Below are 14,229 nucleotides of genomic sequence, written 5' to 3'. Positions count from 1 at the left end.
AATGTGTATAACTCATGCGATTAGATCCGAAGTCTTTGACCAGTCAACCTGGTGAAAGTATTGCCTCTCTGTATATCGTGCTGGGAGATGAGTTACTGCTGGTTATGGAAGCAACCGACCGGATTCGTGCCCATGCCAAGGATCAGGGTTACATTGAGCGCGAAATCTTTACGGTTGATCAGCGATTTGAATGGGTAAACCTGTTTCATTGGGGACGTCAATCCTCCCTGTTCAGCGAACGCCGTACACTTGATTTACGTATTCCAACCGGCAAACCGGGCAGGGAAGGCAGTGCGGCTATCGAAAAATTTTGTCAGGATCTGCCGCGTGATACGGTAACCATTGTGACGTTACCGGAAATTGATAAACAGGGACGTGCCAGCAAGTGGTTCAAGGCACTCGAACGTACTGGCCGGATCGCTGAAATAAAACCGGTCAGGCGTGATCAGCTGCCCCACTGGATTAAACAGCGTCTTGAACAACAGAAACAAACGACAGATCGGGATACGCTGCAATTCTTTGCGGATAAGGTCGAAGGTAATCTGCTGGCAGCTCATCAGGAAATAAGAAAGCTGGGATTACTCTATCCTGCCGGTAGACTGACTTTTGAGCAGATCAGGAATGCCATTCTGGATGTTACACGTTTTGATGTACTGCAGTTGCCGGAAGCCATGTTGACAGCCGATATGGTACGTTATAACCGTATTCTGGAGGGGTTGCAGGGGGAGGGGACAGCTCCGCCGCTGATCCTGGCTGTTTTGTCAGAGCAGATTCGTTTGCTGATAAAAATCCATCTGGCCAAGAACTCCAGTCGGAGCATGACGCTGGAACAAGCCATGGCAGCATTGCGCGTGTGGCCTTCAAGGCAAAAACTGATTGCAAGTGTCTTTCACCGTATTCACTATCAATTACTGGTGCAGGCTTTGCTGCGGGCGGCTGCCATTGATCGAATGATCAAGGGAGTCGCGAAAGGAGATGTCTGGGAAGAGCTTTTGAAACTCGGGATGTATTTTGCTGTTAATGACAATCGTTGTCAGAACCTGTTCAATATCACCCTGAAGGGTGCATTACGGTGTTGAGATTAAACTCAAAATACTCACATACTTCAAATATGCTCCGCTTTCTCGTTCAATTTTGCCTTGCACTGCATCCCCTGATCGAGACCTTGAACAGGTTCTAAGGTAATCGAAAAGAATAGTTTTCTATCTACGATCAACTTATCTCATAAAATAAATGAAAGCAAAAATCGCATGGCAGGAAGGAGTCAGTTTTCTTGGACAGGTTGGGAGTGGGCATTCTGTACTCATGGATGGCGCACCGGAAGCCGGTGGGAAAAATCAGGGCCCACGTCCAATGGAAATGATATTGCTGGGCCTGGGAGGGTGTACCTCCTTTGATGTCGTACATATTTTGCGTAAAGGTCGTCAGGAAATTACCGGATGCCAGGTTGAAGTGGATGCGCAACGCGCAATTGAAGATCCAAAAGTGTTCACCCATATTCATTTGCATTTCATCATTACCGGGAAAAATCTGGATTCGCGGCAAGTGGAACGGTCCATCAATTTATCTGCTGAAAAATACTGCTCTGCTTCCATAATGCTTAAGGCAACAGTTAACATCACGCACGATTATGAAGTCATTGTTGGTTAAACAGGCACCTTAAAAATACAGATTGAAACAAGGTGGGGATGTTGATTTTTCCAAATTTTCAATGAGTTCCAAAACGATCCCAAAGTCGGTCTACACGCCGCTTATAAATATCTGGACAATAAATTTTGATTCTGATAATAATAGTGAGCGCTGGTTCTTCGAGAACGAAGGCCAGGCAGAAAAAGTGTAGAAAAAGACACTATATTATTTTTAAATATCTATAGGGAGACAGGGAAAATGAAGCTCTTACATATACTGATTGCTGCAATGATTACAGCTGTTACTTTGACTGGATGTCTTGATACGGACAAACCTGCTAACTATCCGCCCAGCATGTCAATGGAACGTGATTCCATGCCTGACAACGTAGATAAGTCTGAACATAAGACGGAACAAAACAAAAATTGAGAAGAGATATGGTTCAAATTTTCTAACCGCCCCTCGGGGCGGTTTTTTATTCGCATAATTCTTTAAGCGTTAGTCGTTAGTATCAGGAAAGAGTTTTTCTGCCAAGGTTGGCATGCCGATGTAATAGCCCTGTGCAAAATCAACCTCCAGCTTATCAAGGATGCTTAGTACTTCCTTGTTTTCAACAAATTCTGCAGTGATCTTTTTACCAAATCCCTTTGCTACGCTGCACAATGCACTGACAAGTATCTGATCATCGGGATTGCTCGCCAGGTTACGGATAAACGAGCCATCGATCTTGACCGCATCAACCGGCAATTCGCGAAGATAGTAGAAGGAAGAGAACCCCACCCCAAAATCATCCAGTACAAAGCCACAACCAAGTTGCTTGAGATCGTACAAAAGGCCGCGTGTCCCAGGCAAATTATCCAAGGCGGCTGTTTCTGTTATTTCAAACATTAACAGACCAGGATCAATCTGGTTAACTGAAAGCGCCTGGCTGATGGTCGGTAATAATTCCGGATCGTTAAAGGCGTGTGCTGACAGGTTAATGGACAGACCAATACGTCTGTTTTCTGCTTGATTGATTCTTGCGGCCAATGCAATTGCCTTGTGTAACACCAGATGATCGATTTTATGGATAAGGCCGGTGTGTTCTGCTGCGCGGATGAATGCTCCGGGAGAATGAATGGTTCCATCTTCATCCTGCATACGCAGCAAGACTTCGTAATGATGGGTTATTCCGTCGCGCAAGGTTTGAATGGGCTGCAGATAGAGCAGATACCGGTCATGCGCATTGGCATATTCAATTTTTTCTTTCCAGTAAACCAGTGTACGCACGCGCTCACGCGACTGATCATTGCTGGAAAACAGATGCCAGGTTCCACGTCCCGTTTCCTTGGCCTGGTACATTGCGAGGTCAGCAGCGGCCAGCAAATCGTGAACATTATTGCCATGTTCGGGAAAGACCGCAATGCCAATACTGGCTGAAATACTGTGTGTTCTGCCATTAAGTGAAAGCTGGGTTTCATTCAGCCTGGCCAGAATTTTTTTGGCAACCTCAATGGCTGCTTCGGGCGTAATTTCAGGCAGGATAACAGCAAATTCATCCCCACCCAACCGAGCAGCAATATCAGCAGTACGAACGGTACGGGATAACATATCAGCGACCATTTTCAACATCGCGTCACCCGCCTGGTGGCCACTGGTGTCATTCACAAACTTGAATCGATCAAGATCGAAAAACAGTAATGCCCCAGGATGCTGATATCTTTCTGCCCAACTGAGAATCTGCTCCAATTCTTCACTGAAACGGCGGCGGTTGTACAGGTTTGTCAGTGGATCATGGTCAGCAAGCCACGCTAGATGACCTTCCACCCGCTTATACTCGGTGATGTCGAGTCCAACGGAAAGAATCACGGAAGGATCATCCTTGGATTGCCACGTCAAGCGAGAATGGAGCCAGGCAACATTCCGTTTTGAATCATCTTTACATAGCACGATTGCTTCATGCCGCAATTGATCGCGATTTCCCTGGCGGATTTCCAGTAAATATACATCCAGGTTGTATTGCTCGCCATCCGGCGCCAGCAGTTCCATAAAGTGCTTGCCCTGCAGTTCCTCTTCACTATACCGGGTCAGTATTTCGCCGTATGTATTGGTCATGATTATTTTTCCGCTGGCATCCTGTGTCAGGACGATAACTTGTGCGGTATCCAGCAGATTCTCAATGAAATCTTTTTCCTTGCTGAGTTCGTCGCGCTGCTGAACCAGCATGCGGGTGCGATAGGCAACTTTCTCTTCCAATTTTTCAAGCTTATGTGAAAGTGCGAGTGATGCATCGTGCAGGAGATCAATTTCATCACTTAACCGACGCTTTCGCCAGCGTGAGGAAAGAGCGCTGCGGAAATTGCTAAATCCTCTCCCGGCCAGCAATGGCAGGAGAGATACGATATATTTGAGGCGGGATAGCGGCCTTGAAATCATGCTAAACAAGATGATCTCTGAAAATACCATCCCGATCAGCCCGATGACGACAATACGCCAGATGGAATTCTGGATTGCCTGGACAGTATCAGTTACTTCGGTAATGATAACCAGCTGCCCTTGGTCAGGTATACGGATACCGTGCAACGGGAGCAACTTGATCTGATAATGTCTGTTATTCCATTCATATTGGATACCCTGTTCGATCTTAGCAAGATTCGGGTAGCTTTTGGCTGCTCTACTCAGGATGGTGAGATTTTTGACGCTATTTGTCAGAGCCGTAATACTGACATTCCATTCGGGTATCCCCATAAAAGCAGCGTTATCTGACAGTATGCTGTGTGAGTCATTAGCGGCATATCCAACAAACAAGCCAATATCAGAACCGGAAGCACGTTTGAAATTTAAAAAAACATCAACCAGAGAAGAACCAATGACAACGGCACCCGTTCGTATTCCATTAATCAGCAATGGTTCAATAATATATTGGGTACAGCTTTCAACACAGATCATCAGCGTAGCAGGCTGTTCACGTGCATTGACTTCACGAACATGCTCAAGAATAAGATTGTCCCGGTATGCATTGGCATCAAAATTACCCCACTGTGCGAGCAATGATCCGGAAGAGTTATAAAAACGGATATCTTCGATATCACTCTGAATCTGGAACAATGTCCAGTACCGTTCAAAGGTGGTGAGTATTTCTTGAGAATCATCTGCCTGCAGGCTGGTTTTCATTCCTTTCAGATAGGGAATAATTCTGACAAGTCCATGTAGATTTTCAGAATTGCGCCCGATCAGGCTTTCTATTTCTCTAGCGTAGCGCTGGTATTGCGTTTCTCTTTGCTGATCAATGCTGTCGATCAGACTGTTGTAGTTGATCATGCTGAACGCTGTTACCACAAGCAGCAAAATCAGGCTGCTCAGCAGGGAAATTTTCCAGCTTAGTCCGACAAATATCCGGGAAAATTTATGGCCAGTATTTTTTAAATCAACTGGCTCCTCGGAAACGGCAGGTTTCACTTGATTTTGCATCAGAACCGGTAGGAAATTTGTGCGGCAAACAGATTCCAGTTTTTCTCGGCACTGTCAATGTCCGGATTATCCAGTGGAGAAAGCCAGGCGGCTCCATTGATCCGATGATATTCAGTACTCAGCATAATGGATGGGGTTATATTCCAGCGTAATCCTACCGTCAGATCTCTGGCGTACTGACTGTATGCCGGATGACTGCTCGCCGCCAAAAACTTCTTGCCATTGCGATCCTTTTTGTTGGCGAAAAGTAGATCGTAGCGTAATACGGCTTCCCAGTTTGGTAAAAAACGGTAGATACCCTGCAGATAGAAGCTATCCCCGGTAGAACTCTGATCAAGTCTGGGATTGCCAAACCCATGACGACGAGAATAACGTAACGCATATTCTGACGTTATGCTCCAGCGTTCTGCATTGTATTGCGCTGACAGAATCAGGGGAGAAAATCTGAATGAACCTGATTCAAAAATATCATTTTGGCTGGGGTCATAGCCAACATTGAGTTGAGCGCTGCTGACAGCCAGGCGTAGCCGCCCGTCAGGTAGCTCATAGAGGATGCGGCCGATATATGAGAGCCTGCTTTTCAGCTCTCCCCGGACGGGGGTCATATGACCAAAAATAGATGTTTCGGAATCTTTGTCATCCACCTGCGGAAAAGCAGCGCCAAGCTGAATGGTAATGTTTCCCCAATCTGTACGTGATTCTCCGTACAGCTGAACACCATCCGAAGCCAGTGCCAGGTTACGGGTCCGATCGAAATAGATTGATTGAGGTAACAGTATACTTGGTCGGGTAAAAGGCACATCACGGGTATCGTTATAGAACCCAAATGGATTCTTCATTCTGCCCAGGCGTACGCCGAGCTCTACCTCAGGCATATTAATAAAATTGTAATCAAGGAAGCCAAAATCGATATGGATGCCACCGTCACTGCCTTCTCCCGCCCTGCGATGAAGTAATTGCCCGGAAAGTTGCAACCCGGGCAGTGGGCGCAGAGAGGCTGTCAGGCCAATTTCCCTGAAATCAAAGCTGCCCGAGTTGTTGCTGTGACCGAAAACATTGTTTCCGGTTGTCTTGATGTATCCTTGGCTGAGGAAGCCATGTACCTGCAGCTGCTTCAGAATCTGCACTCCCTGATGCTCATTGGCAAATCCGGAAGGTGCGGAAAGCGTCAGGAGTAACCCCGCGATGCTCAAAAAAAGATTGGTGAAAAACTTTTTGCTATTCATTGATATGAACGATCTGGACGCTTCCATCAATCTTGATTTCACTTAAATAGCCGATTGACCCCGGTGTCGTCGCAATTTTTGTGCGCATCTCTTCTTCAGAGTGCACGACAAGTGGTGCTTGCCCGGTTCCTGAATAGACCAGGCGATCCCATGCAGAGCGTAATTGATAAGGGAAGACGTTGAGTTTTTTTTTGGCAAATATATTGTGTAACGGTGCATCGTCGGGCAGCACGAAAACCCGGATTGGTACACCGTTCTGCCAGGTTCTGAGGCGCATACTAAAGACAGAACGTAATAAATTCTTGGAAAGATAATTTACATTGGTACCGGGATGAGTAATTACTTCGACTGCCTCACCGGAGGATAAGGCATTATCCGTGAAAAGAAGTATGATTAGCAGTGCGGGGAGAAGAATACCCCGAAGGCAGTAAGTAAAAATTCCCGTCACAATAGTGAATGTTATTGGCTATCCCGGTATGCAAACACTATCGGAGCCAACCGGTTGTAGTCTGTTTTGTTGACGCAGAAAAGTTAGATCGGCCGGCCAGATATTCCCATGGTCAGTAACAAGTTCCCAGATCACTTGCTGATTGCGGTAAATTCTATCCAGAACATCCAGCAGGCAGACATGATAAGGGCTGCGAAGTCCGTGGTAATCAGTTGATGGGCCAATGGCATTTAATTGCAAGCCGTAAAATCCCAGTAATTTGTTCAAGGCTGGTTCCATGGATGAAAGTAAATGATAAATTTCATACTGGGCACATATTTGTATAATTCCGACGACAAGCGCCAACATCGGGTGAGGAAAATGACGTCGTTCCTGAGGTTTGTCAACGGATCGAGTGGGTATATCAACAGGTCCAGCTAACGTATAGTGTTCATTCTTGCGTTTAAAGAAATTACTTGATATGGCAAAGCGGGATATTTCAGCAGTATGTTTACGAGATAATGGATCTACCTGAAATTCAGGATAAAACCGGGTATGCAGCTCGGTTGGCAGTTTATTTTCCGGGTGTTGCGAATCAGGCAGAATCAGGCGAGTGGTCCCGATAAATGTATCGGTTGGCCGATGGCGCAGCAAGAGATGCACAGAGCGACTATCGTATTCGTCACTTTCCAGTTTGTTCGGATAATTTACTGAATTGAAGCCAGAGATATCGTTATGTACGCACAAAACTCGGAATCGTAAACTGAAAGCCTCTTTAAGCAACTCCGGTGTGTTGGCATGCACAATTTCAAAATACTGGTGAAAAGCTGCTTCAAGATTGTTCATATGTTTCATATTTTCCCCTGACTAAATCCTGTTTAAATAGGATAAATTTTATTGCCTGAACCAGTTTTCAATTCAGGGAATATGTCAACGATATGACTTTATATTTTATTTGCATTTTTCTGCTGGCGTGATTGCAGTTGATCATATTTTGGAGGATGTTAAACAATAGAATAAGAGCAGGATAACTGTGTCGTTAAAATAAGACATACACAACTATACTCATGTCATCAAAACATGACAAATTAATGATATTTTCGGTGTTGTTTTTATGTTAGTTGAATGAGGTTTGCACTTTTGCCGGGTGATGCTGTTTGAACCAGTATTCCAGCATCATTAACAGCCATACCATGGTACCGTGGTAGCTGGCGTGTTCGTGAAGGTGCTGATCAAGCAGCTTGTCGATGAAATCGTTCCGTATGATGTTGCGGGCCTTGAGATCGCTCAAACTGTCTGCAGAAATCTCCCGTAATGGTTTATGTGATTGCAGCCAGACACCAAACGGCAAGCCAAATCCCTGTTTTTGCTTGGCGATGATCTCATCCGGCAAAAACCCCCGTAATGCTTGTTTAAAGAAATAGCGCAGCTGTGTCCCCTTCAACTTCTGATCCGGATCCAGAGCGAGAGAGAAAGCGAGTATTTCATCATTGGCAAACGGAAAAGCTACTTCCATACCTCCCAAACGACAGGCCTGGACTACTTTGGGAAAATCATTGTCCGCTAGCGTAAATTTCCAGTCGAAGGCAAGCATGCGGTTGATCAGGCTGCGTGCATGAGAAGCATCGTGGTAAGTTTGTTCGATCAACTGCGCAGGTTGCCCGGTATTAACCTGTGCCAGTAATTCCGGTGAAAATACAGTCTCAAAACCGTAATGCGTCAATAGATTATAAGTTTCCATCCGATGAGGCATGGGGACAGTTGCCTGTGCGACATAACTGCGTGCCTTGCGGAGCAATTTAGGGCCGGTATCGGGCGAGATAGACAGGATAAGCGGTGAGAGCAGATAATTTCTCAAGGGCGCCGGAATTCTGTCATACAGCGAAAAAATATACTGTTTTGCATAACGCACATTGCCACCGAACAACTCGTCACCACCGTCGCCTCCAAGCAACAGATCCAGGCCATCTTTCCTGGCCATGCGTGCACAGTAATAGGCTGGTAGTGCCGATGCATTGCCAAAAGGTTGATCAAAGACCGAGGCGATCAGTGGGATAGTTTCGACTACATCATCCGGTGTGACATAGTATTCGTGATGATCTGTCGAGAAATGCCGAGCAGCAATCCGTGCGTAGTACATCTCGTCATAGCCGGTTGCTTCAAAACCGATTGAATAGGTTTTAGCCGGTTTTCCGGTAACTTCTGTCAGTATCCCTGCCAGAGTGGAGCTATCTGTGCCCCCACTTAGAAATGCTCCAGCTTGCTGATCTTGTATCACTTCACTGACACTTTTTTTAAGCAGCGAGAGAAATTCCTGTTGGAGCTCTGGAAACGGACGTTTTATATCCTCATTAAACTGAGCCTGCGTGTAGCGATTGATTTCTGCACGGCCATCGTGAAAATACAGGCATTCACCGGGAAGCAAACGCTGTTGAGCCTGATAAATGGTGCCAGGCCCCGGGATCATGTGAAAATAAAGGTAGTTGAGCAGCCCTTGTGGATTGATTTCCTGGCTGGCTTGCGGATGTGCGAGCAAGACATCAGCCGAGGAGCCAAACAGGATTCCATTATCCAATTGTTGATAGTAGAGCGTATGTGTCCCCAGTGGATCAATGGCCAGAGCGGCTTTGCGTGCATGGCTGTCCACGATGCAGCACACGAACTCACCGGCGAGGTCAGAGAATAATTTTTCACCTTTCTGCCGCCATAGATCTGCAAGGGTTGCAGCCATTCCTTTGACATCAATATCTGCCTGCAGCTGTTTATTCCGGGATTTTATCCTTCCCCAGATACCAACTAACAAACCATCTTTTTCATAGAGATGAGCATGGCTTGCTTTTGCAACAACAGACAGGGCTGCGCTGCCTTGTGCTGCTGTTTGTGCAGGATTGCTGTCAAAACGGGTTAGCAAACGGGCCATACGATCAACAACCTGTTGGTTCTCTATTGCTGAATGCTCAACACTCAGCCAGCCACATATACCACTCATATCATCTCCTCATCTTTCCGGATTGCCCCTAAATGCTGTCGTCATAATAGCACCTGGGTATACTTAATTTATTTACTTTCTTGTACTTGTTACCAATGGCTATTTGATTTGCATGTTGTATCATTGCAGAGAAAGGTATCAGTTTGGCAGCAGATTCTCAGGCCAGTATTTCCAGCGGGGCAGGGTGACTAAGAAAAGAGGTGGGACTGGCTGTTAATCCATAGGCACCGGACTGGAAAACAACGATCAGATCCCCGGGTTCAGCTTTGGACAGTTCCATCTGGTTGGCGAGTAAATCCAGTGGCGTGCAAAGTGGCCCGACCACTGAGGCAGTTTCAGCTTCACTGATGTACATTTTATTTCCGACCGCAACAGGGTAATTTTTGCGGATAACCTGGCCAAAATTTCCTGAAGCGGCAAGATGATGATGTAAACCACCATTGGTAATAAGAAAAACCTGCCCTCTTGATAGTTTCTTTTCCAGTACACGGCATACATAAATACCCGCTTCTGCCACGATATAGCGTCCCAGCTCAACCACGAACCGGATATTCGGGGAAGAAGCAGGGATTTCTGCCAGCAATTGTTTCAGATTAGTGCCAACGGCACTCAAATCGAGCGGGTTTTCACCGGGGAAATAAGGAACGCCGAATCCACCGCCGATGTTGACTGTGCGTATTGGAACGGGTGAGATTGAAGCAAGCTGCAAGCCGAGCTGCAGTGTCTTTTCGTGTGCTTCCTGAATGGCTTCCACTCTGAGATTTTGTGAGCCGCTAAAGATATGCAATCCCTCAAAATCCAGTTTCAATTGCGCAATACGTTGCAACACGGCCGGGACGTGCTCGGCATCGATACCAAACTGTTTGGAGCCTCCTCCCATTTTCATGCCGGAAGATTTCAGCTCAAAATCAGGATTGACCCGTACTGCGACTTTAGGATGGAAACCGGTTTCGTCTGCCAGTTGAGCAATTATTTCCAGCTCCTGTTCGGATTCCATATTAATAACAATGCCAGCAGCAATGGCACAGGCCAGCTCCTGACGACTTTTGCCGGGGCCTGCAAAACTGATATTCTCTGGAGTCACGCCTGCGTCCAGTGCTACTTTCATTTCACCAACCGAGGCGACATCAATCCCGTCTACCAGGCCAGCCAGGTGTTGTACCACAGCCGGCATCGGATTGGCCTTCATCGCATAGTGCAGAAGTATACCTGACGGCAGGTGTTGTCTCAGGGACTGTACGCGCGTGGAAATCAACTGGCGATCGTAGACGTAGAAAGGAGTGCTTCCAACCCGTTGAGCCAGTCGTGTGAGTGGAATGCCGCCGATAACAAGGCAATGATCCTGTACCGGAAACTGTGTCATCGGCGCATGTTTAGGTTGATTCGTCGTCATATTTTTTCTGTTTGGAAAATTTGTTGAAATTCACTGGCCAGACTTTTTCGATCGATCTTTCCATTCGGGTTACGCGGCAGACTGGTCTGTCGTAACTCAATCAAACCAGGTTGCATAAAAGCAGGTAAATGATTTTTGCAGGCAGCCATCAGGGTATCCTGTTTCAGTTCGATTCCTGTTTTGGGGACGGCAATAACAACAATTGCCTGGCCAAGCGTTGGGTGTGGTGCTCCAAATGCAGCAGTTTCTGCGACTGTTTCTGTTGCATAGATAACTTCCTCGATTTCTGTCGGACTGACACGGTAACCGGAGGTTTTGATCATGTCATCACGCCGGCCAATAAAATACAGATAGCCTTCTTCATCCATCCGCACAGTATCACCTGACCAGACAGCCAGCTCGGGAATGGTCAATCCGGACTGACGGGGAGCAAGGGGGCGAAAGCGAGCTGACGTTTTGTCCGGATCGTTCCAGTAACCCAGCGAGACCAGTGGCCCACGGTGCACCAGTTCGCCTGGTTCACCTGGTGCGCAATGGGAGCCATCTTCCCGCAATACCATAACTTCAGCATTGGGAATTGCTTTGCCCATGGAATCCGGGCGTTTATCCGCTTCTTCCGGCGGCAGATAGGTTGAACGAAAAGCCTCCGTCAGACCATACATTAAAAAGATCTCTGTACTTGGTAGTGCTTCGCGTAAACATGCCAGGGTGGTTCGCGGCATGGCTCCCCCGGAATTGGTGATGTAACGCAGTGTCTGTGCACCTTGCCAGTCCAGTTGTGCCAGTTGTGTCCACAGTGGCGGGACAGCCGCCAGCCCGGTGATCTGCTCACGTTTGATGATGGAAAGAATGTCACGTGGCAGTAGATAATTCATCAGAACGGCAGTGGCACCCACATAAAACGCAGTATTCAGCTGGCTCAATCCGTAATCAAAGCTAAGTGGCAGTACCGCTAGGATCCGATCATTCGATTGATTGTTCAGATATTGCGAAACACTTTTGGCGCCAGTTACCAGGTTGCGGTGGGAAAGTACCACTCCTTTGGGTTTGCCGGTGCTGCCGGAGGTGTACAAAATTGCCGCCATATCGCTGTCGATGCAACGTGGTAAGCGTACAGCTTCAGAAGAGGATGTTTGTGTTTGTCTCCATGAGATGACATTGAGCCCGGGTGTTGACGATGATTCTTGTGCTTCATCAACTGTGATTACAGTATGCAAATCATGACATTGTGATAATGCCGGGTTGAGCAGGCTGAATCGATCAATGGAAGTGACCAGTACTCTAACGTTACAATCGTTAAGAATATAGGCCACCTGTTCAGCTTTGAGCAACGGGTTGACCGGTACAAATGCCCCTCCGGCGGCAGATGTGCCAAACAGGGCAATAACCGCTTCAAGCCGCTTTTCAAGGTAAACGGCGACACGCTCTCCCCGGCTTAGCCCTAATGTATGCAAAGTACCAGCGAATGATTGCACTGCTTCGGCCAGCGCTGGATAAGATAAATGACGTTTCCGATCGATCAGAGCTATAGGGTTTATATTCCGATCGACAGACTGATAAACCAGTTCGTGAAAAAGAGAAGTCATGAGTTGGTTTGGTAACTAACGAGGTTGGTAGATTTTATAGTCTATTTAAGTCCGTGGCGATTCATCAGGTCGTAAAGTGTCGGCCGGGTGACGCCGAGCAGTTCCGCAGTTTTAACGATATTACCATCCATCCGAGCTAAAGCCTTGGCGACTACTTCGCGTTCTGCCTGTTCCCGGACTTCACGCAGGGTGACGGGTTGCTCAGGATTATCTGCTGGTTTCAATCCCAGATCCTGGGCCGTAATTTGGGAACCCTCCGCCATAATGACAGCACGCTTGATGCAATTTTCAATTTCCCGGACATTACCCGGCCAGCGGTGGTTACTGATTGCGTTCAGTGCATCCTGGCTGAAGTTGAGTGTTTGGCGCTTTTCCTTGATACGGAACTGATTCTTGAAGTGATGCGCAAGCAATACGGCATCACCGATACGTTCACGCACTGGTGGTATATGAATGCTGATCTCGCACAGCCGATAGAACAAATCTTCTCGGAAAGTACCGGCATCGATCATTTTCTTCAGATCTTGATGGGTTGCACAGATAATACGCACATCCACCGGAATTTCTTCTCTGCCGCCAATACGTTCAATAACGCGCTCCTGTAAGAATCTTAGCAGCTTGGCCTGCAGTGAGAGAGGTAGATCACCAACTTCATCCAGAAAAAATGTGCCCCCTTGTGCGGTTTCGATTTTACCGAGGGTTTGTTTTGCAGCATTGGTAAAAGCTCCTTTTTCGTAACCAAACAATTCGGCTTCCAGTAACGATTCCGGAATTGCTGCGCAATTTACTGCAACCATGCGTTTACTGTTTCTACCACTGAGTAGGTGAAGTGCTTTAGCCAGTACTTCCTTTCCAGTACCGCTTTCACCCAGCAATGCAACTGCAACATCAGAAGATGCAATACGTTCAATCTGTTGACAGATTTTGGCTATTCCCGGATCTCCGGTAATAAATCCAGGAACGGACGAAATCAGGCCGGCTTGTTGCAGCTTATAATTTTCCCTTTGTAACCGGTGCAGATAAAAGGCCCGATTGACGATCAGGTTAAGTACGCCCGCATCAAGGGGCTTCTGATGAAAATCATAAGCACCCATGTCAATTGCTTTCAGCGCATTCTCATGATTCTGATTGCCGGTCAGCACAATTACCTTGGTGTCGGGAGCCAATGCAAGAATCTGCTGCAAAGTTGCCAGGCCTTCTGTTGCCCCATCCGGATCGGGGGGCAAACCAAGATCCATGGTTACAACTGCGGGTTCATGCCGGCGGATTTGTGCCAACGCACTTTCACGATCAGAAGCAACAGCCACGTTGCAATCATCAAAACTCCAGCGCAATTGTTTCTGGAGCCCGGGATCATCTTCTACAACAAGCAATTTTTTTTGTGTTTCATTTGCTTTCATATCGTGACCGCCATTGTGAATTTAATATGGATAACGGAATAGTTTTGCTGTTCTACGTATAATTTACTGACATTAAAACCAAAATTGGTTTTCAGCCGAAAATTGAATCTCAGTCAAATTTAACCGATT

11 protein-coding genes are annotated in these 14,229 nt (G+C 46.8%); 3 read left to right on the top strand and 8 right to left on the bottom strand.

The features are described 5' to 3' along the window. The first annotated feature begins 14 nt into the window (after positions 1-14). The 3 genes from holA to BM331_RS11810 all read left to right on the top strand — a co-directional run bounded on the left by holA (position 15) and on the right by BM331_RS11810 (position 2,058). A complete protein-coding gene (holA, locus tag BM331_RS03430; RefSeq protein WP_074927088.1) occupies positions 15-1,079 on the top strand; it encodes a DNA polymerase III subunit delta in 1,065 nt (354 codons plus the stop codon). A gap of 154 nt (positions 1,080-1,233) precedes the next feature. Continuing rightward, the gene (locus tag BM331_RS03425; protein WP_074927086.1) at positions 1,234-1,650 is read left to right on the top strand and encodes an OsmC family protein; all 417 of its coding nucleotides are present in this window, start codon (positions 1,234-1,236) and stop codon (positions 1,648-1,650) included. Positions 1,651-1,887: 237 nt separating this feature from the next. Continuing rightward, on the top strand, positions 1,888-2,058 hold the full coding sequence (locus tag BM331_RS11810) for a hypothetical protein (RefSeq protein ID WP_177217827.1): 171 nt from the start codon (positions 1,888-1,890) through the stop codon (positions 2,056-2,058). A 69-nt stretch (positions 2,059-2,127) separates the two neighbouring features. Here BM331_RS11810 and BM331_RS03420 read toward each other — a convergent pair whose 3' ends face one another. The 8 genes from BM331_RS03420 to prsR all read right to left on the bottom strand — a co-directional run bounded on the left by BM331_RS03420 (position 2,128) and on the right by prsR (position 14,100). After that, complete coding sequence (locus BM331_RS03420; RefSeq protein WP_256214800.1) at positions 2,128-5,067, bottom strand: bifunctional diguanylate cyclase/phosphodiesterase; 2,940 nt, start codon at positions 5,065-5,067, stop codon at positions 2,128-2,130. 11 nt (positions 5,068-5,078) lie between these two features. After that, on the bottom strand, positions 5,079-6,305 hold the full coding sequence (locus tag BM331_RS03415) for a hypothetical protein (RefSeq protein WP_074927083.1): 1,227 nt from the start codon (positions 6,303-6,305) through the stop codon (positions 5,079-5,081). Beyond that, positions 6,298-6,753 (bottom strand): type 2 periplasmic-binding domain-containing protein, encoded by a 456-nt coding sequence (locus tag BM331_RS12140; protein WP_256214799.1) that lies wholly within the window; start codon positions 6,751-6,753, stop codon positions 6,298-6,300. Before BM331_RS12140 ends, BM331_RS03415 begins: the two co-directional genes overlap by 8 nt. Before the next feature lie 18 nt (positions 6,754-6,771). Beyond that, a complete protein-coding gene (locus BM331_RS03405; protein WP_256214798.1) occupies positions 6,772-7,587 on the bottom strand; it encodes a PEP-CTERM/exosortase system-associated acyltransferase in 816 nt (271 codons plus the stop codon). Between the two features lie 262 nt (positions 7,588-7,849). Continuing rightward, positions 7,850-9,721, bottom strand: coding sequence for an asparagine synthetase B family protein (locus BM331_RS03400; RefSeq protein ID WP_074927079.1), 1,872 nt, complete (start codon positions 9,719-9,721; stop codon positions 7,850-7,852). Positions 9,722-9,878: 157 nt separating this feature from the next. Beyond that, positions 9,879-11,114 (bottom strand): pyridoxal-dependent decarboxylase, exosortase A system-associated, encoded by a 1,236-nt coding sequence (locus BM331_RS03395; RefSeq protein WP_074927077.1) that lies wholly within the window; start codon positions 11,112-11,114, stop codon positions 9,879-9,881. Next, positions 11,111-12,700: an acyl-CoA ligase (AMP-forming), exosortase A system-associated gene (locus BM331_RS03390; RefSeq protein ID WP_074927075.1), complete on the bottom strand. Its 1,590-nt coding sequence runs from the start codon at positions 12,698-12,700 to the stop codon at positions 11,111-11,113. Before BM331_RS03390 ends, BM331_RS03395 begins: the two co-directional genes overlap by 4 nt. A gap of 41 nt (positions 12,701-12,741) precedes the next feature. Continuing rightward, complete coding sequence (gene prsR, locus BM331_RS03385) at positions 12,742-14,100, bottom strand: PEP-CTERM-box response regulator transcription factor (protein WP_074927073.1); 1,359 nt, start codon at positions 14,098-14,100, stop codon at positions 12,742-12,744. Positions 14,101-14,229 lie beyond the last annotated feature (129 nt).

The sequence above is a fragment of the Nitrosomonas eutropha genome (assembly GCF_900116685.1).
Taxonomy (GTDB): domain Bacteria; phylum Pseudomonadota; class Gammaproteobacteria; order Burkholderiales; family Nitrosomonadaceae; genus Nitrosomonas; species Nitrosomonas eutropha_A.
The sequence above is the reverse complement of the archived record's forward strand: the minus strand, read 5'-3'. Positions and strand labels throughout refer to the sequence as shown.